Source organism: Pseudomonas sp. HPB0071, from assembly GCF_000478505.2.
Taxonomy (GTDB): domain Bacteria; phylum Pseudomonadota; class Gammaproteobacteria; order Pseudomonadales; family Pseudomonadaceae; genus Chryseomonas; species Chryseomonas luteola.
The window spans coordinates 706,819-724,948 of the sequence record NZ_KI517368.1; the positions used below are offsets into that span (position 1 = coordinate 706,819).

The 18,130-nt window shown below is 52.5% G+C and carries 16 protein-coding genes; 9 read left to right on the plus strand and 7 right to left on the minus strand.

Translation table 11 applies throughout. From position 1 onward, the window contains the following. Window positions 1-127 precede the first annotated feature (127 nt). Complete coding sequence (locus tag HMPREF1487_RS22685; protein WP_010799105.1) at window positions 128-1,717, plus strand: cation:proton antiporter domain-containing protein; 1,590 nt, start codon at window positions 128-130, stop codon at window positions 1,715-1,717. Window positions 1,718-2,113: 396 nt separating this feature from the next. Then, window positions 2,114-2,377 carry a PapB/FocB family fimbrial expression transcriptional regulator gene (locus tag HMPREF1487_RS22690; RefSeq protein ID WP_010799106.1) on the plus strand — a complete coding sequence of 88 codons (264 nt, stop codon included), beginning with the start codon at window positions 2,114-2,116 and terminating at the stop codon, window positions 2,375-2,377. 156 nt (window positions 2,378-2,533) lie between these two features. On the opposite strand, the gene HMPREF1487_RS22695 is transcribed toward HMPREF1487_RS22690, so the two are convergent. After that, the gene (locus HMPREF1487_RS22695; protein ID WP_010799107.1) at window positions 2,534-2,983 is read right to left on the minus strand and encodes a PA2169 family four-helix-bundle protein; all 450 of its coding nucleotides are present in this window, start codon (window positions 2,981-2,983) and stop codon (window positions 2,534-2,536) included. 357 nt (window positions 2,984-3,340) lie between these two features. After that, entirely contained in the window at window positions 3,341-4,498 is a 1,158-nt protein-coding gene (locus HMPREF1487_RS22700) for an SDR family oxidoreductase (RefSeq protein ID WP_010799108.1), read from the minus strand. Window positions 4,499-5,116: 618 nt separating this feature from the next. Here HMPREF1487_RS22700 and HMPREF1487_RS27475 point away from each other — a divergent pair. The 3 genes from HMPREF1487_RS27475 (at window position 5,117) to HMPREF1487_RS28585 (ending at window position 6,383) form a co-directional block, all read left to right on the plus strand. Beyond that, a complete protein-coding gene (locus tag HMPREF1487_RS27475) occupies window positions 5,117-5,257 on the plus strand; it encodes a hypothetical protein (RefSeq protein WP_010799109.1) in 141 nt (46 codons plus the stop codon). A gap of 394 nt (window positions 5,258-5,651) precedes the next feature. Next, on the plus strand, window positions 5,652-6,080 hold the full coding sequence (locus HMPREF1487_RS22705; RefSeq protein WP_010799110.1) for a hypothetical protein: 429 nt from the start codon (window positions 5,652-5,654) through the stop codon (window positions 6,078-6,080). Between the two features lie 141 nt (window positions 6,081-6,221). Continuing rightward, the gene (locus HMPREF1487_RS28585; RefSeq protein WP_371106406.1) at window positions 6,222-6,383 is read left to right on the plus strand and encodes a PNPOx family protein; all 162 of its coding nucleotides are present in this window, start codon (window positions 6,222-6,224) and stop codon (window positions 6,381-6,383) included. Window positions 6,384-6,725: 342 nt separating this feature from the next. Here the strand turns inward: HMPREF1487_RS28585 and HMPREF1487_RS22715 are convergent, their stop codons facing one another. From HMPREF1487_RS22715 to HMPREF1487_RS22730, 4 genes are all read right to left on the minus strand, one after another. After that, a complete protein-coding gene (locus tag HMPREF1487_RS22715; protein WP_010799111.1) occupies window positions 6,726-7,094 on the minus strand; it encodes a histone-like nucleoid-structuring protein, MvaT/MvaU family in 369 nt (122 codons plus the stop codon). 628 nt (window positions 7,095-7,722) lie between these two features. Further along, window positions 7,723-9,948 (minus strand): xanthine dehydrogenase family protein molybdopterin-binding subunit, encoded by a 2,226-nt coding sequence (locus HMPREF1487_RS22720; protein WP_010799112.1) that lies wholly within the window; start codon window positions 9,946-9,948, stop codon window positions 7,723-7,725. After that, the gene (locus HMPREF1487_RS22725; protein ID WP_010799113.1) at window positions 9,945-10,934 is read right to left on the minus strand and encodes an FAD binding domain-containing protein; all 990 of its coding nucleotides are present in this window, start codon (window positions 10,932-10,934) and stop codon (window positions 9,945-9,947) included. Before HMPREF1487_RS22725 ends, HMPREF1487_RS22720 begins: the two co-directional genes overlap by 4 nt. After that, on the minus strand, window positions 10,934-11,554 hold the full coding sequence (locus tag HMPREF1487_RS22730; protein ID WP_010799114.1) for a (2Fe-2S)-binding protein: 621 nt from the start codon (window positions 11,552-11,554) through the stop codon (window positions 10,934-10,936). Before HMPREF1487_RS22730 ends, HMPREF1487_RS22725 begins: the two co-directional genes overlap by 1 nt. Window positions 11,555-12,079: 525 nt before the next feature. On the opposite strand from HMPREF1487_RS22730, the gene HMPREF1487_RS22740 reads away from it, so the two are divergent. From HMPREF1487_RS22740 to HMPREF1487_RS22755, 4 genes are all read left to right on the plus strand, one after another. Continuing rightward, the gene (locus HMPREF1487_RS22740) at window positions 12,080-12,508 is read left to right on the plus strand and encodes a DUF2231 domain-containing protein (RefSeq protein ID WP_010799116.1); all 429 of its coding nucleotides are present in this window, start codon (window positions 12,080-12,082) and stop codon (window positions 12,506-12,508) included. Beyond that, window positions 12,505-13,800 carry a PQQ-dependent sugar dehydrogenase gene (locus HMPREF1487_RS22745; RefSeq protein WP_010799117.1) on the plus strand — a complete coding sequence of 432 codons (1,296 nt, stop codon included), beginning with the start codon at window positions 12,505-12,507 and terminating at the stop codon, window positions 13,798-13,800. Before HMPREF1487_RS22740 ends, HMPREF1487_RS22745 begins: the two co-directional genes overlap by 4 nt. A gap of 294 nt (window positions 13,801-14,094) precedes the next feature. Beyond that, window positions 14,095-15,390, plus strand: coding sequence for an MFS transporter (locus HMPREF1487_RS22750; RefSeq protein WP_010799118.1), 1,296 nt, complete (start codon window positions 14,095-14,097; stop codon window positions 15,388-15,390). A 34-nt stretch (window positions 15,391-15,424) separates the two neighbouring features. Further along, complete coding sequence (locus tag HMPREF1487_RS22755; protein ID WP_010799119.1) at window positions 15,425-16,201, plus strand: substrate-binding domain-containing protein; 777 nt, start codon at window positions 15,425-15,427, stop codon at window positions 16,199-16,201. On the opposite strand, the gene HMPREF1487_RS22760 is transcribed toward HMPREF1487_RS22755, so the two are convergent. After that, the gene (locus HMPREF1487_RS22760; protein WP_010799120.1) at window positions 16,198-17,112 is read right to left on the minus strand and encodes a LysR family transcriptional regulator; all 915 of its coding nucleotides are present in this window, start codon (window positions 17,110-17,112) and stop codon (window positions 16,198-16,200) included. The genes HMPREF1487_RS22755 and HMPREF1487_RS22760 overlap by 4 nt on opposite strands. Window positions 17,113-18,130: the final 1,018 nt, after the last annotated feature.

Consider the following 18,130-nt stretch of genomic DNA (forward strand, 5'->3'; position numbering starts at 1 on the left):
AAGTACGAGGCAGCTGGCAATGCCAAGGCGCTGGCGTTGATCACGCAGATGTCGCCAGCGGCCTGGCGGCACATCCTGCTGAACGGGCATTACACCTTCCAGACTGACGGCAAGTTCATCGACCTGGATGCGCTCGTGGCGGGACTGGAGCTGGGCTGACGGAAATTTCTGGGATTCCGGCGTACAACCCCAGATTGGTGTGATGCTGCTGATGTTTGGCGTAGGGCTGCATTTTTCCATTGGTGACCTGCTTTCGGTCAAGCGCATCGCCATTCCTGGCGCTATCGTACAAATGAGTCTCGCCACGGTACTGGGCGCTGTACTGGCGCACTGGTGGGGCTGGAGCTGGGGTAACGGCCTTATCTTTGGTCTTTGCCTGTCGTGTGCCAGTACTGTCGTGCTGCTTAAAGCATTGGAGGCGCGCGGAGTGCTAGACAGCATGAACGGCCGTATTGCCGTCGGCTGGCTGGTCGTTGAAGATCTGGCAACCGTACTGGTGCTGGTACTGCTACCTCCACTGGCAGGCATGCTCGGTAGTACCAGCGAAGCATTGCCCGCGCAGGATGGGCCACTCTGGGTAACGCTTGGGAAAACCCTTCTGCAGATCGTTGCCTTCGTCGCGCTGATGCTCATTGCCGGACGCCGAGCGCTGCCATGGCTGCTCTGGCAAGTGGCGCGAACAGGCTCTCGCGAACTCTTCACGCTAGCGGTCGTCGCGATTGCCATCGGTATTGCCTTCGGTGCATCCAAGCTCTTTAATGTGTCTTTTGCGTTGGGTGCTTTCTTTGCTGGTATGGTAATGAGGGAGTCCAAATTCAGCCATCGGGCTGCCGAAGAGTCCTTGCCATTGCGTGACGCCTTCTCGGTATTGTTCTTTGTGTCCGTAGGGATGCTGTTCGACCCCATGATCCTGGTCCAGGAGCCGGTCCATGTGCTGGCCGTTGTGGCTATCATTGTGCTGGGAAAATCGCTGGCAGCGCTGGTTATCACATTGTCGCTACGCTATCCGCTCACTACCGGCATGACGGTAGCTGCGAGCCTTGCCCAGATAGGAGAGTTCTCTTTCATATTAGGCGGTCTCGGTTTGACGCTGGGGCTGCTACCGCAGGAGGGGATGAGCTTGGTATTGGCCGGTGCGCTCGTCTCGATTGCGATCAATCCGCTATTGTTTACCCTTATCGAGCCGGTACGCCGGTGGGTGCTGGCGCGCTCGTCGTTTGCACGCGAGCTTGAAAGTAGGCAGGACCCTTATGCTGAACTTCCTATGGATACGGACCGTAAATACCTGGAGCGCCAAATTGTTCTAGTTGGTTATGGACGGGTTGGGCGGCGGATAGCAAAGGTATTGGACGAACAGGGGATTCCTTACGTCATTGCTGAGCAGAACAGGGAAATGGTGGATCAGTTGCGTAAGGAAGGCAAAGCGGCTGTCTCCGGTGATGCTGCGGACCCTGCTGTGCTTATCCAGGCCCATATTGCCAAGGCTGCCATGCTGGTCATCGCAACTCCTGATCCACTCAACGCGCGCCAAATGGTAGAAACCGCCAAAACGTTAAATCCAGAAGTAGAGGTTGTCGTTCGTACTCACAGTGAGGATGAATCACAGCTCCTGCGTCGGGATGGAGTCGGTACGGTGTTCTTCGGGGAAGAGGAGCTGGCGAAGGGCATGGCAAGTCATGTTTCAGCTCGTTTTGTGGAGTTGATAGCTCATCGGTAACGGAGAGCGTATCCCAGACGAATCAAGCTTGAGGATTATATACATCGCCATTATGGGCTAGTGAAGCAAGGCGTAGCTAATTACGCCTTGCTTCACTATTGGTGATGAGCGCTCAGATAAATTCCAACTCGGATAGCGCCGCTGTGATTTAAGGTATAGATCTCAGCTTGCAAGGCTATAAGCGGTTTACCAGGCCTCTAACCTGCATTGTGGCTTGAACATTCGATACACCAGAAGAGCAGAAACTGGAGGTTCCATCTGCTAAAAACAAGCTATACTATTGATAACCTATTAAGGTAACTCAGGTGTAGTGGTATCTAGAGGTGACCTGCCTCTATCCCAACGATTACTCGCCTACCTGTTACATATATCTGTCACTAGACTGCTGAGAGAGCCATGCGCGCCCGTACATTGTCCTTCTTAAAACCTGGAGCACTTGAGCGTGAGCACTTTGACCTGTTACTGGAGGGTACTTCCATTCGGGGAGAACGGGTTATTCGCGCCTTGGAAGACTTTCTGATAAAAGGCGTACCCGTAACCGAGGCCTGTGAGAGTAATGGGGTAAACCGCAGCCAGTTCTACCGCAGGCTTTATGCTCTAGAAAGCGAGAGTGAACGAGCGAGACGCTTGAGCAAGTTTTATAACTACGCCAGTGATTGATACCCAGCCTCCCAGGTTGCTGTTGAGCTGGCGGAACGTAGATAAAATACTGGCAATTTTTGCTTGATATACGCGTCGTAGAAGGTGCTCATCACCGCTGAAAGCCGAGCCGAAAGAGAGCCTTTTGCAAGGCGTCTCTTTGCGGCGCCTAAGGGCTTAGCTTGCTCGTGCAGCGTCTCTGAGTGCCTTGACCTGGTCATGGTTTCGTTGCACCCCTTGCAGCTGCCGCTCTACGACAGCGCGAACATCCGCAGGCAAGTCCTTTTCAAGCGCCTGCTTGTAGCTCTTGAGAGCGACATCTTCGCCGCGCTCGCATTCATTTAAAATCGCTTCGTCACTCTTACCTGTAATTGACGATTTGATATCGACCCACTTGCGGTGGAGGGCGCCCGATACGCTGGCCTTTTGCTCCGGATCACCGCCTAGCTTGGTTACGAGTTGCTGAAGCTCGGTTGCGGCTGTGCTGCAATCCTGGGCGCGGGCTGCCATGGTTGACTTGAGTTTCGGATCCTTCAGGTCATCGGCGCATTCCTGAAACCCCTTGTAGCCATCCAGACAGGTTTCAATCAAGTCGTTCAGCTCAGAAATTACCGCTTTGTTATCCATAAAGATTACCTCCAGGCAGTTCAAATAGGTGTAGCCTGGTCTGTACGACGAGGCTATTTAGCTGACTCGTTCCGGTGTGGCTTCGTTCAATTCGTGATGGTTGAACAGCGGTTTTTGTGCAAAGGGAAGCTCTAAGCACTTGGTTATTTGAGCTGCACCAGGAGCGGATCAGCTACGGAGTGGGGCACGTCCTCAATGGAGTCTAGGTGAGACATGAGCGCGCTACGTTATTGAATGGATGAGTTTAACGGCGTAGCAATTCTCTATCCGTTGTAGGCCCGATTTCGATCAATATGAAAATAAAGTAGGCGAGAGGCTATTACTCAAGTCCTCTCGCCTTAGTCCTGTCAGCCCTGATTACGCGGCCTTGGCAGTCGCTAGTAGGGACAGTTCCTTTTTCATCGCTGCAATTATGGCAGTCCATTCCAGCTCTTCGACATCAATAGGAAACTTGGCGAGAGCGTCCTGTGACATCCACTGCAACGGCCGACGTACCTGGGCATCGTTGAAAATGAAGCGGTTCTCCATCGCGAATCCATACGCTTCAACGATGACTCTATTAAGCTTTGCCTGTTTTTCATTCAGGTGAGCCAACGCCTCGTCAAACTCGTACTGATTCTCGAAATAGCTGATATGGCCAGCCATTTCAGCCACCTGACCCAATGTAGGAATATTGCGTGTGGCGGATGAACAATGGACAACCTGAAACAGGCTATTTGAAGGATCTACCGCATTTGCCAATAGCATATTGACGCAAATATCCACGGGGATCATGTCGTTGATCGCCGTTTTCATGGATGCTGGGAAATGTTTAACGCCTCCAAGTGCAATGGAGCGTATGAAAGCGGGCAGGGAGATGGAGAAATTGCAATAACCCTTACTTGGGTAGGCCCAGGCGCCTGTGACTGAGGTAATGCGCGCGACCATAATAGGGAGGTGAGGGTAGCGCTGGTGTAATAGGCGTTCCATCAGATTCTTTGAATAGGCGTAAGCATTAGGCCATTCACTAAGCCTTGCGCTACCTCCTTTCGTGACGATCTCTTCCAGTTCAGATTCCGCCGTTGAGTCCTGATAGATTCGTTCCTCAATATGCTCCGTCGCTGAGCGATTACATAGCGCCCAATAGCTGGATGTAACCAAAAATAGTGCACGTTTTTCAAAGGTAGCGACAAGCGTTGCACCCTGTAGAGCAGACAGCGTGTTAGCGTGTACCTGATCCTGTATGTCGGTATCCCAACGGGTATACGCAGCCAGGTGGAAAACAATGTCCACATCCTTCCTGATTTCCTGCAGCCAAGAGGTGGCAATGTCCCAATTTTCCTTCCTGATATCGCCCTTTATCCATACGACTCGTTTGTCATAAGCATAAGCTTGGGAAGGAGGCGTTGTATGATAAAGGCAGTAAATCCGACCGACACCTTCGAGTTTTTCCGACAGGGTCTTGAGCAACATCGAACCAATAAAGCCCGTAGCGCCGGTGATCAGTACATTCTTTCCTTCGTAAGCCTTGTCCACTGATGTTCTCCACATGGGTTTATTACAGGACAAGTGGCCAGGAGTTACCATGTTGCTTTAAGCACATGAACTGCCTGCGCCTGACCGCAAGTCAGCACATCCACACTTTAGACTCGTCGCATGAAGCCTTTATGAAAGGCCTGAGATAGAGCGGCAGGAACTGCTTGTGTAGGTTTTACACCACAGCCTCATTAAGCCTTAAATACAAAAGCTAGGGATAGCTTTAGCCAGTGAGTTACCTTTTTAGAAAACCTCTGATTTTCTCAAGTCTTCGTATCAGCATTTGTGAACCGGCAAACGGATAATGCAAGAGGAGGAACAATCAGTCACGGAAGGGACTTAAAAGTGACGTTAAGCGCTGGCCATAAGCCAAATAGAAAATCTGATAGCAGAGTCATGACCCTATTTGACAACTTTAAAGTCAGTCGCAGGTAAGCCTTAGCTGCTTCCTCGTACAGGTTCCGATCAAAGGCTACGTAACTTATTTTTTCAGCAAGGCAACTTTTTAATTTGGCTCTGTCCTACCATCTAGCGGCCAGTCACTAATTACCTATCTATTGAACGTAGGGATAGCAAAAGTCGCCAAGGGAATGGATAACATCAATAGAGGTGAGAATAATGACAACTACCCTCCAGCAGCGCCGTGAACAGTTGAATGCTCTAATGGAAGAGTCGCGGGCCAAGGCAAAAGCCTTGGGAATCCACTTTGACTTCAGGAAAGCGAGGCTCGCGGCGCGTAGCGTTGTGTTGGGTAAGTAGAAGGCAACATAGTTTAAAAGCCTGGCCGCGATGCGATAAAGACTGTCTGTTTCGCATCACAAGAAATGCTGGTGCAGGTTAGTCAGATAACCTGCACTACGCTTCGACACAAACCTGACGATCAGTGCGTTAGGGTTAGGGCACTGCGTTGAGTAGGTATGGCTAAGCAGTTCGTTGCCGCTTGCGCCGCTTCACCCGACCGACCTGAACACTCTCGGCAACCTGGTAAACGGGCTTGGCCAAATCAACCGCAATGCGTTTCATTGCAAACAGTCACCACTGTGTTATAGAAGAAATGTGGTGCAGCGAGAGTCCATTACAGCCTTCAAGGTCGTTCGCTTCGCTCACTGGGACTGGCTGAAGCTCGCCCTTTAGCCAAAACATTAGAGATTTTATGCTTAGCGACCGAGCGCTCGGTTTTTTGGAAGGCTTAGCAGCCGCGTCTAGTACCGTATATCAAGAAGGCGGCCTTCTTTTTACCTTCAAGTTCGCTTATCAGCAGGCGCATAGACGTTTGAAGGAGTCATCAGAAAGCGCTTCATTTACTTTAAATGCGAGCCGCTTAGGCTTAAGCCATAAGGCTATCGAGGAACTGGGGCGCTTCTTCCAAGGTTCGCTTGGTGAGTACACCAAGGAAAAACCATCTCGAAACGCACTAGCAGTTGCCAATGCTTTAATTGAGCACCTTCAGCATGATCTCCAATTCCAATTTGCTGCTCTTCAGGTTGAGGACGAAGATTATGGAATGAAGGTCCAGATTGAAATGATTCAGCAGGTCAAAAACAATCTCTATTGTCTAGAACTTTGGTGGTCTGTCGATTAGGTTCTAATAGCGCGTTCAAATCGTTCTGTGCTCATTAGGACGAGCTACGTCCATCTTTGAAGCCGCTAGTGCTATATCTATTTCGAACCATGCTACTGCCGTGCCTGGGGGCTTGATGCCTCACCGCGCAGAGTCATACATATTGAAGATAGTTCAACGCCATTACTACCGGATCGAAGAGGGAATAACCGAATCGACAGCTTGCGCAACATCATTCAGGATCTACGTGTAGCACTACTTTTTCTTCTCCCTGGTGTAGGCGAGCCCCTTCGTGTAAACGGGACAGCTCAAATCACTATTTAGCCTGATCTTCTTTCGCGTTTTGCTGTAAACAACCAGGCACCCAAAACAGTAATCCGGGGCAGCGTTAACGCTGTCTACTTTCAGTGCAGTAGATTTATTATTCGCCCTGGGCTTTGGGACGATGCCAGCCATATCGGCCGGGCCACATTACCAACGCCAGGTCAGATATTAAAAGTGTTATCCAGGTCGGAAATAGATGGCGATGTCTATGACCGTGCGTTGCCTGGCCGGCTTGCGAAAATACCTTGTATTAACCCCTCTTTGCTCTAGCAGTAGCACTATAGGGCGTTACGGCCGCCTACTCTGCAGGTTGCTGAATAGGCAGCCGTATAAGCGTGGTACTTACTGAAGCCAGCCTTCAACCACGTCAGCACCATGCTCAGCCTTCCAGGCTTTGAGCGTCTTGTGGTTGCCGCCCTTGGTCTCGATCACTTCGCCTGTTTCAGGGTGCTTGTAACGCTTGACGGAGCGTGCACGGCGGGGCGCCTTTTCTGGGTGCGCAACCAAGCCACGTGGTTTGCGAGAATAACCCGGATCAATAATGGCAATAATGTCGCCCAGGTTTTTGCCATAATCGCTCATCAGTGTTTGAAGCTTGGATTCAAACTCGATTTCACGCTGTAGAGATTCATCGTTTTTGAGAGATTCGAGTAGCTGTAGCTGGGCCTTTAATTGTTCTTCGGCAGCACGAAATTCTGCAAGCTTGGACATAAATACCTTAACGTTTATGATGTGAAAGTTTCACCCGGATACGCCTTAGCCGGCACGTCTGGATGACTTAAAATATAATAAGAAGCTGGTACTAGTCTACGCGATTAATGTGGTCAAAAGTATAGACGTTCAAACTTAAGTAACCGGCTTGCTCACCTGATTAATGAACATCTTTTTGAAGCAAGTCACTAAAGCACGGATCAGCGACCCGTTTCAGGCGACAGCTGATTACTCAATAGCGCCTGCCACTGTTTCCCAGCTGCTTTGAAGTCGATGGTGTGTTATCAGGGTAGGTTAGTTATTTTTAGGCAAAAATAACATCATCAAGTAGGGCGCGGAGTCGTCTATTTAAAGCCTATGGTCTAAGAATACCTTAAAAGCAACCGCGGTGTATCGCATACTTTCAGCAATGATTGCTCATGGCTTTAGCAAGACGTGAGTCTAAGGTAAAGATTGATTGTCTCGCCAGAGAGCCGTGCGCACTGATGATGAATAATGCCGCCTATTTATTACCACCTTAACGGGTACGAGATAGAAGGTTTTTGGTATTGATGGCAAGAGCTGATCCGACTGCGTGCAGGAAAACCTTATTTCGTAACCCCGGCGCCCATCCCTGGGCCGTGGCGGCTTATACAGCCTGGGGAATCTCATCCATCAGCTTGTCTAGGGTAATCGGGAGGTCGCGGATGCGTTTGCCGGTAGCGTGATACACCGCGTTGGCGATAGCAGCCGCCAACCCTGTAATGCCGATCTCACCGATACCGCGTGCACCAAACTCGTTGAGGGCATAGTCAGGATAATCAAGCAGTATCACGTCCAGTTCCGGCGGCTGGTCGGCATGTACCGGCACCATGTACTCGGCGTAGTCATTGTTGGTGGGCATGGCGTTGCGCTCGTCGTAACTGGTAGCCTCGAACATTGCCATGCCAATAGCCATTACGATCGCACCCTCCACCTGATTCGCAGCGGCCTTGGCGTTAATGACCTGACCGACATCTATCGCGCTGACCACCCGTGATACACGCAGACGAGAGATACCCGGGTCCCAACGTACCTCCACGAAATGAGCACCAAAGGAGCGGATCGAAACATCACTTTTATCCGCTGTCTGCGTTCGGGCTTCGCCTTCAGCACTGCTCAAACGCCGTGTAGTAAGTAGGTTGGCAAAATCCAGCGCTTCGCCATCCTTGACCAGCCGGCCATTAGCGAACTCCAATACTTTGGGGTCGGCACCCTTGAATGGCCCATCCTCTATAGCAAAGCTCTTTAGTTGCTCAATAGCGTCCCGGGTAGCCTCCGCCACGGCGGGTAGAACGCTGGCGGTTGCCCAGGAGCCGCCAGAAACGGGGCCGGGCGGAAAGGATGAGTCACCCAACTGTACAGTGATATTTTCCAGTGGCAGGCCGGTGATCTTGCTCACGGCCTGGGCAACGATGGTATAGGTGCCGGTCCCGATATCCTGCGCGCCACAAGTGACGTAAGCCGTCCCATCGGCACGCAGTGACACCCGGGCCTCACAGGCGCAGCGCATGGCATCCCAGTTACAGGCCGCCAGGCCATAGCCGATTACCTCATGGCCGTCTCGCATCGAGCCGGGCTCTGGGGTACGCTTGTCCCAGCCAAACTTGGCCGCGGCCTTGTCGAAGGCTTCCTGCAGGTGGTTGCTGGACCAGGGCATGTCTTTGCTTTCGTCCCGAGTCGAAGCATTGAGTTTGCGAAATGCCAGCGGGTCCATGCCAACGGCCTCCGCCATTTCATCCATGGCTGACTCCAGTGCGAACAGACCCGGTGCAGCGCCCGGTGCACGCATGGAGGTAGGCGTACCGTGGTTGACCTGCAAGGTCGCATGGGTAACAGCCAAGTTCGGGCAGCTGTAGAGGCTCTTGGTCACGCTACCGCAGCTTTCAGTGTTCTGGTCAGTAAAGGACGTACTGTTGACCGATTCATGTCGTACCGACAGTAGCTTTCCCTGGTCGTCCGTGGCGAGCCGCAGTCGTTGCTCGGTGGCTGGACGATGGCCGGTGGTAGTAAACATTTGTGGACGTGGCACTACGAACTGTACAGGACGACCTACAAGTCGCGCGACAGCGCAAGTAGCAGGGGAGTGCGGCCACGCCCAGAGCGTGCTGCCAAAGCCCGAGCCTATAAAGGGCGATTGCAGTTCAACCTTGTCCGGACTCAAACCAAAGATACGGGCTAAGGTGTTGCGGTGCACGATTACCGACTGCGTGGATTCATACACGAATAATCGATCACCTTCCCAATAGGCGGTCGTGGCGTGCATCTCCATCGGGTTATGGGTTTCGACAGGCGTGGTGTAAGTGAAATCGATGCGATGGGCTGCCTTGTCAAAACCAGCCTGTGGGTCTCCGCGTGAGTAATCCGAGCCGGCAGTTTTGGGCGACTGCTCCTTTTTTGCTTGCGCGAGTGTGGCTAAGGCGGGTTCTTCCTTATATTCAACCTTGACCCTGTAGGCCGCTGCGCGGGCTTGTTCAAAGGAGTCGGCTACCACCATGGCCACGAACTGACCGGCGTAATAAACGCGGTCGTCCTCGAACGGCAGCCGACTTTCGTCAACTTTCACCAGCCGGTCAATCTTAGCTGGGTTCAGCTTCATCTTGGGTGGGCGATAGAGTTCAGTGAAATGGCCGTGGTGGAAGATCCCGAGTACGCCCGGCATGCGCTGAGCCTCATCGGTATCGATACGGGTGACACGGCCGCTGGCGATGGTGCTGTAGACGCCATAGGCATACGCCATGCGTTTAAGTCCATGATCGGCAGTGTATTGGGCATGGCCGGTGACCTTGAGTCGCCCGTCGACTCGCCTGGGACCCGCGCCGATGATGTCGTTCATGCCATACCTCCGGTAAGTGTCTGCAGGTTACGTACGATGGCCTGCTGAGCCAGGGGGATTTTGTAGGCGTTGTGCCGATAAGGCGTGGCACCCTGTAGCGCTAGCTGCGCAGCACGGCGGAAGGTCTCGTCATTGGCGGGCTGACCACGTAATGACTGTTCCGCTTCATGGACTCGCCAGGGCTTGGTGCCGACGCCGCCCAGTGCGATTCGCGCATCGGTAATGCGGTCATCCTGCAGCTGCACAATGACAGCGCTCGACGCCAGCGCGAACTGATAGGAGGCGCGATCGCGCAGTTTCAGGTAGCCCGAACGGCTGTTGGCCAGTGGTGGTGCAAGCGTGATGTCAGTAATCAGTTCGCCAGGAGCGAGGGCGTGTTCACGTTCGGGGGTGTCACCGGGCAGCAGATGGAAATCGAGGAAGTCGATCGTCCGCTCACCCTTGGGACCTTGTATATGAACAGTCGCACCAATAGCTGCCATCGCCACGCACATGTCGGATGGGTGCATAGCGATGCAATGTTGGCTAGTGCCTAGAACAGCGTGGACCGAGCGATGGTCACCCTCGATCGCCGAGCAACCGCTGCCGGGCTTGCGCTTGTTGCAGGGCGAAACGTTGTCGCGAAAGTAGTGGCAGCGCACCCGCTGCATGACGTTGCCAGCCGTGGTGGCTTTGTTACGTAATTGTGTCGTAGCGCCTGCTAACAGTGCCTGAGACAGCACGGGATAGGCCTGGACAATGTAATTGTCTTGAGCCAACGTTGTATTGGTGACCAGGGCACCGATACGCACGCTGCCATCGTCCTGGCGCTCCAGTCTGTTGAGGCCTACACGGTTGATGTCCACCAGCCGTTCGGGCTGCATAACGTCAAGCTTCACGAGATCAAGGAGCGTGGTGCCGCCAGCCAGGTACATCGCCTGGTCTGACTGGCCAGCCTTTAGCGCCTGCTCGGTGCTGGTTGCACGATCAAATTGAAAGCTACGCATCAGCTGGCCCCCTTCACCTTGCCGCGGGCCGACTGTATGGCCGCAAGAATGTTTTTGTAGGCACCGCAGCGGCAGATATTGCCGCTCATGGCCTCGCGGACGCTGGAATCGTCGCTGCCAATGGAAGGGTCATTCAGGATCGCCACGGCACTCATGATCTGCCCGGAAGTGCAATAGCCACACTGATAAGCGTCGTGTTCCCAGAAAGCTTCCTGGACCGGATGTAGCTTGCCGTCTTTTTCTAGGCCTTCAATAGTGGTGATCTCATCACCGTCATGGCTGACAGCCAGCGACAGGCAGGAATTCACTGCCGTCCCGTTCACATGCAGGGTACAGGCACCACATTGACCATGATCACACCCTTTCTTGGTTCCGGTTAGCTGCAGACGGTCACGCAGTACATCAAGCAGTATGGCGTTAGCAGGAACATTGAGTATGTGAGCCTGGCCGTTCACCTTCAGGGTGATCCTTTGCTCGCCAGGTTGTAGAGGTTGTTGGGTATCGTCGACAGGTGCGGCCTGAATGGCCTGAACCCAAACTGGAGCCGAGGCGACGGCTAGGCTGGATACACCCACAGACTTAAGAAAGCTGCGGCGGTTGGGGGATATCGAGTCGCTCATGGAAGTCCTCATCGTTGGGACGTTCCGTCTCGCCACAAGACTTGACCCGCTCGAAAACGGCCGCGCATGCCTGATACATGCGTTATCCATTTGCCGACGGGGCTGGCTCGCAGCGATCACGGGCACGCCCATTCAGGAGTGGTCACAGACGGCTCACCGCTTCTGTGTCAGCAAGGCCGCTTTAGACGGACCGCCTTCAGGACAGAAAGGTCCGGCAATAGTCATACGTTTTCCGACCATTGATTACAGGATGTGTGTTTCGAAACTTGCGATGAAGCAGGCCGTGCAGAACATCCTTCTTGTCGTATAGGTCCCTTCCTTCTGCTGGAGCACGTCGAAGGTTCGGATCGGCAGAAGCCCCGGCGTAGAGCGCCTTCAGAGGTTTCAATATGTTTCATTCAATGGGCTGCCGTGAACTAACACATAAGCGCTGCGTTCCCTTGCTATGGCATCGCCGGCAGGCATCTGACCACCGGTACACCTGCATACGGCTTTTGCAAGACATAACAGAGAAAAGGAGCTCCCGTGACCACTGCACTTCATCCGACCTATAGAGTTACACCCGGTCCGCTGCATGCAATACTGCTTGCCGGAACCGTGCCGCTGTTTCTTGGCGCACTGCTCAGCGACATTGCCTATTCCAAGACATACCAGATCCAGTGGAACAACTTTTCGTCCTGGCTGATTGCCGGAGGTGAACTTTTCTGCGGGCTGGCGCTATTGTTCGCGTTGGTCAATCTGATCCGTGCCGACCGTAAGGCCGGGCGGCAGTTGATGTATTTCCTGCTCCTGCTGATTACCTGGATACTAGGGCTGGTTAATGCCTTCGAGCATGCAAAGGATGCCTGGGCGTCGATGCCTATGGGGCTGACCCTCTCGGTAGTCGTAACGCTGCTTAGCGTTGTTGCAGCCTGGATCGGCCTGACCAACCTGCGCTCAGGAGGTGCAAGATGAGAAATTCGAATGCACTGACGATACTGAGCATGGCGGTAATGCTAAGCGCGTGTGGCGGTGGCGAGGGGGAAGCCACCCAATCACACGGCGGTGATCCAAAGCTACCTAATCCCGAGCGCGGCCTGCTGCCGAGTATGAAGATTGCTGACCCAGCACCCTGGGGTGATGAAAAGCCAAAAGTGCCTGAGGGTTACGACGTCAGAGCGATCGCAACGGATCTTAAAATCCCGCGGCAAACCCTTGTACTACCCAACGGGGACATCCTGGTGGCGGAAGGCCGGGGCGGTAACGCAGCGAAACTCAAGCCAAAAGATGTTATTGCCGGGGTCATCAAGGCGGAAGGCAATACCAAGGTAAAGGGGGGCAATCGCCTTACATTACTGCGCGATGCAAATGGTGACGGTACCTACGAGGTTCAAGAGGTTTTTGCCGAGAACCTGAACGCACCGTACGGTCTGGCTTTATTTGAGGGCAAGTTGTACGTGGCCAATCAGGATGCGCTGGTGCGCTTCGACTATGTGGATGGTCAAACCAAGGCCAGCGGTCCACCGACCAAGATTACCGATCTGCCTGCGGAAATTAACCATCACTGGACTAAATCGCTGACGGTCAGTCCCGATGGTCGTTTTCTCTACGTGGGCATCGGCTCCAACAGCAATATTACCGAGCGCGGCATGGAAGCCGAGGTAGATCGCGCAATGGTCTGGCAAGTCAACGCTGAAACGGGCGCTCACAAACCCTATGCGACCGGTCTGCGTAACCCGACAGCATTGACCATTCAGCCGGAGACGGGGCAATTATGGGCCGTGGTGAACGAACGGGATGAGCTGGGCCCTGATCTGGTTCCGGATTACCTGACCTCGGTTCGTGAGGGCCAATTCTATGGCTGGCCCTACAGTTATTGGGGCAAGAACGTCGATCCTCGAGTGAAGCCAGAGAATCCGCAAAAAGTTGCTTCTGCCATCGCGCCAGATTACGCGCTGGGCTCCCATGTCGCCGCGCTGGGTTTGGATTTCTCAATACCGGAAATGGGTGACAAGTTTGCCAATGGCGTATTTGTTGGCGAGCACGGCAGCTGGAACCGAAAGAATCCGGTCGGTTACAAGGTGGTCTTCGTACCATTCAGCAACGGACGCCCGTCTGGTGATCCTGTTGATTTTGCAACAGGGTTCCGTGGAGATGACGGGAAAACCCGTGGCCGTCCGGTGGGCGTAACGGTCGATCCACGCGGTGCGCTCATCATCGCTGATGATCTGGCTAACACCGTATGGCGGGTGACGCGGACGCAGTAGTTGGTTCTGCGCAGGACGGTCCTATAGGGCCGTCCGTACCCACCAAGGAAATATCAGGGGCAGTCAGCGGATACGTCTCGTTATCTATCCTTTATCTACCACTCTGATCCTCTGGCGCATCGCTTAGCAGGTAACGCACTGTTAAAGATGTGTGCTCCAGTGCAATGTAATTAATGCGATGTATGCATTAGTCGATCACTAATATGCACTTATCAAATCAATATTTTTTCTCCACTCTTCTTGTTACAAAAAGACATATGCCTTCTGCATATGAGACAAGACGTGGAGTGTTCTATGGTTCCTGCTCATGGCCACCGTGCCGCTTCTGGCTCAAAGATTGGTGCAATATTCCGCGTGACGTCGGGCAACTTTCTCGAGCAGTTTGATTTCTTCCTGTTTGGCTTCTACGCCACTTATATCGCCAAGGCCTTCTTTCCAGCTAGCAGCGAATTTGCCTCCCTGATGATGACCTTTGCAGTTTTTGGCGCTGGCTTTCTAATGCGCCCTCTGGGGGCTGTAATTTTGGGTGCATACATCGATCAGGTAGGGCGTCGCAAGGGCTTGATCGTAACCCTTTCGATTATGGCTGCCGGGACCTTCTTGATCGTCTTGGTGCCGGGTTACGACAGCATAGGGTTCTGGGCCCCACTGCTCGTGCTAGCTGGCCGTCTACTCCAGGGCTTTTCCGCAGGTGCCGAACTGGGTGGTGTATCGGTCTATCTGGCCGAGATTGCGACTCCAGGTAAAAAGGGGTTCTATACAAGTTGGCAGTCAGGCAGCCAGCAGGTTGCCATCGTAGTGGCCGCGGCTTTGGGTTTCGGGCTCAACCACTGGCTTTCCGAGACAGCCATTGCCGATTGGGGCTGGCGAATCCCGTTTCTGCTGGGCTGCTTGATCGTTCCGTTTATCTTCGTATTACGACGCAAGCTTGAGGAAACTCAAGAGTTCAACACCCGCCGTCATCATCCTGCAATGCGCGAGGTTTTAAGGACTCTGCTGGACAACTGGACGGTGGTAGTAGCTGGCATGCTGATGGTCGCCATGACCACCACGGCTTTCTATCTGATTACCGTTTATGCGCCTACGTTTGGCAAGACGGTACTCAAGCTAAGTGCCTCGGACAGCTTGCTGGTAACGCTGCTCGTCGCCGTCTCAAATTTTATCTGGCTGCCTATTGGCGGGGCGCTATCCGATAGATTCGGGCGCAAGCCATTACTTATTGCGATGACTGCACTTGCTATCGTGACCACGTATCCAGCCCTATCATATCTGGCGGATGCGCCCAGCTTTGGGCTTATGTTAGGCGTTCTGCTGTGGCTGTCGTTTCTTTATGGCTTATATAACGGTGCCATGATTCCTGCGTTAACCGAAATTATGCCGGTTGAGGTCAGGGTGGCAGGCTTTTCGCTGGCATATAGCTTGGCTACCGCTGTGTTTGGAGGATTTACCCCAGCCATTTCAACTGCTCTGATCCAAGCGACGGGCGATAGGGCCGCGCCTGGTTACTGGATGAGTTTTGCAGCTATCTGCGCACTGTTGGCGACGTGCTACCTGTATCGCCGCAGCTCCCTGCAGCTGCAGACCGCCTGAAACACCCCTGTATCGTTTATAAGCGAGAATAATCATGACGGCATTTATCAAGAGAAGTGTGTTCGCAGTAGCTCTGCTGGGATATAGCCTGGTGGGAACGGCTCAGGCAGCAGATCTAAAGGTAATGATATCCGGTGGGTTTACTGCCGCCTATCAACAGTTGGCACCAGAATTTGCCGCCCAGCGCGGGGATACTTTACAAACGAGCCGCGGTCCTTCGATGGGCAAGTCTCCCGAGGCTATTCCAAATCGCCTGGCAAGAGGTGAACAGGCCGATGTAGTCATCATGGTCGGATATGCTCTTGATGAGCTGATCAAACAGGGCAAGATTCAGGAGGGCTCTCGAGTTGAGCTGGCCGATTCCCGTATAGGTGCAGTGGTTCGAAAGGGCTCCCCCAAGCTTGAGATCAATACCGTGGAAAAGCTGAAAGCCTCACTGCTGAAGGCCGACTCTATCGCGTATTCTGATAGCGCCAGTGGTGTATACATTCAAAATCAGCTGTTCAAGAAACTCGGTATTGAAACCCAGGTAAAACCGAAGGCAAAGATGATTGAAAAGGATCCGGTAGGCTCCATGGTTGCCAGGGGAGATTACCAACTGGGGTTTCAACAGGTGAGTGAGCTATTGCCTGTGCCTGGCGTAACCTTTATAGGGAAAATCCCTGAATCGGTTCAGTCGGTTACCCGTTTTGCAGGTGCTATTCCCAAAGGCGCAGCGCATCCAGAGGAGGCTAGAGCATTGCTGCAATACCTCTCATCCAAGGAGGTTCAGCAGCAGGTCCGCTCGACGGGGCTGGATTCAGTACCTTAAGCTGGCCTGTTTGACGGCTGCGCTTTCATATCGATAAGCAGCTTTTCCAAAGCGGCTGCGGCTGGAGAAAGGGCGCGGCCGCGCCGTTTGATAATACCTACGTGACGCTCCACAACCGGATCAATAAGTGGCACACTGGTGAGAACCGGATGATGGCCAGCCGGCAGGGCCATGGCAGGGACCGCTGCAATGCCAAGTCCTGCTTCAACCATACCCAGCATGGTCGTCACATGACGGGTCTCACAAATACTAAGACGCTCCGGTGCAATATGAGCAAGTGCCTGGTCCAGCAGAAAACGATTACCTGATGTTTTGTCGACTACAATGTAGTCGTAGCGATAGAACTCATCCCAACGTACCACTTTTTTACCTGCCAGCGCATGATCACACCGACAGGCCGCGACATAAGACTCCTGTACCAGCCATTCAAACTCTACGTCCTGATCGAGATTGCCGGAAAAGCTTAGGCCTAGATCAGCCTCACCGCTGATAACAGCCGCAGATACCTTGTTGGCACTAGTATCAATTAGCTTTATGCGTACCTTGGGATAGATAGCATGGTAGCGGGCGATAACACTTGGCATGAAGTAATATGCCGCAGAAGGAACGCAGGCCACTGTTACCCGCCCCGTACGGTTGGAAGCCACTTCGCTTATTCCTAGCAGCGCATCATCCAGGTCATTGAGGAGGCGTTCGGCCCGCGGTGCAAATGCCCGACCTACCATGGTAAGGCTTACTCGTCGTGTGGTTCGCTCGAACAGCTTTACCCCGAGCGCCCCCTCCAGTTTATCGATGCGACGGCTCAAAGCCGGTTGAGAGATGTAGATCGCATCGGCAGCAGCACGAAAACTCTTATGCTCAACCAGAGCACAAAATGCCTGAAGATCATTTAGGTCGAAGTTGACGGCCATCGTACTCACATAACTTGTGTTAAATAATGGACATATATTATCGGATATAGATATGGCAAGCCGCTTTTATGGGCATAATTTGATGCAGTTCTTAATCGCGCCGTTATGCGCTAACCCTCTCGCCCTTAGGTTAGTTGAGGCGTTCCTCCCAAATGATACGTAACTGTGAGTGAGAATGCTGGAATACATCAGTTCTGAATGTTCACGCTTGAATACATTTGTCGAGAGCTATACTACTTAGAGCATTCGCAACATGCGGATCAGCTATAAGAGTAGGATCAAATCGCCTAAATTTGTAGGTCTATAGCAAGGAGTAGCTTTTGTTGAGGTGATTGAAAAAACTACTTGGCGTAAGTTTGATCATATGCTGGACTAAAGGATTAACAAGATCCGGCTAGATGTCCAACATTTAAGATTCCTCGGTACCGCTATAGAAACAAATAGCTTAAATATTCATAGGAAGGAGGAATAGTTCCATCTTTGTAGCGTCTAGCGTGTTGGATGATAACTTGAAGATTAAGCGTTTGGCTTTAATTAATAACGCATAACAGACTAAATGATTCGACTTGCCAGCTCTTTTATCTTTCCTTGCAATATCTGGGAAGGACATTATGGCATTGGCGGGTCATAACGTTATTGCTTTTGAAACACAGGTTGAATCCGCATTTTCCTAACTTGTCTTGCAGACTTATAAGGATCTTGTTGCAGTATTGATCGTTATTAAAAGGTTGGTCGTGGCTGATCTGTTTATAAAAAAACTAAGGGTTTCATGACGTAATAAACGTACCTATCCATTTGTCGGATTTGATGGCAATAAGTTTTTCTGAATCTACGCTGTTGTTACCAGTGCAACTGGTAACTATCAAGATCAGAAGAAGGATGCGGTCTCTCTGGTTAACTGGCCTACTGCCATCTTAAGGCCATATATTAGGGAAGGTCTGAAGTAGCCCTGTATTTCCGGTCGACTTCAGCCCTCGCTGCTTTTGAAAGCGGGCCGTCGATCAAAATCGACCAGGTA

Coding starts and splice junctions, on each gene's coding strand:
- HMPREF1487_RS22685 (WP_010799105.1), top strand. CDS start 128: ATGCGCTCGTGGCGGGACTGGAGCTGGGCTGACGGAAATTTCTGGGAT.
- HMPREF1487_RS22690 (WP_010799106.1), top strand. CDS start 2,114: ATGCGCGCCCGTACATTGTCCTTCTTAAAACCTGGAGCACTTGAGCGT.
- HMPREF1487_RS22695 (WP_010799107.1), bottom strand. CDS start 2,983: ATGGATAACAAAGCGGTAATTTCTGAGCTGAACGACTTGATTGAAACC.
- HMPREF1487_RS27475 (WP_010799109.1), top strand. CDS start 5,117: ATGACAACTACCCTCCAGCAGCGCCGTGAACAGTTGAATGCTCTAATG.
- HMPREF1487_RS22705 (WP_010799110.1), top strand. CDS start 5,652: ATGCTTAGCGACCGAGCGCTCGGTTTTTTGGAAGGCTTAGCAGCCGCG.
- HMPREF1487_RS22715 (WP_010799111.1), bottom strand. CDS start 7,094: ATGTCCAAGCTTGCAGAATTTCGTGCTGCCGAAGAACAATTAAAGGCC.
- HMPREF1487_RS22720 (WP_010799112.1), bottom strand. CDS start 9,948: ATGAACGACATCATCGGCGCGGGTCCCAGGCGAGTCGACGGGCGACTC.
- HMPREF1487_RS22725 (WP_010799113.1), bottom strand. CDS start 10,934: ATGCGTAGCTTTCAATTTGATCGTGCAACCAGCACCGAGCAGGCGCTA.
- HMPREF1487_RS22730 (WP_010799114.1), bottom strand. CDS start 11,554: ATGAGCGACTCGATATCCCCCAACCGCCGCAGCTTTCTTAAGTCTGTG.
- HMPREF1487_RS22745 (WP_010799117.1), top strand. CDS start 12,505: ATGAGAAATTCGAATGCACTGACGATACTGAGCATGGCGGTAATGCTA.
- HMPREF1487_RS22750 (WP_010799118.1), top strand. CDS start 14,095: ATGGTTCCTGCTCATGGCCACCGTGCCGCTTCTGGCTCAAAGATTGGT.
- HMPREF1487_RS22755 (WP_010799119.1), top strand. CDS start 15,425: ATGACGGCATTTATCAAGAGAAGTGTGTTCGCAGTAGCTCTGCTGGGA.
- HMPREF1487_RS22760 (WP_010799120.1), bottom strand. CDS start 17,112: ATGGCCGTCAACTTCGACCTAAATGATCTTCAGGCATTTTGTGCTCTG.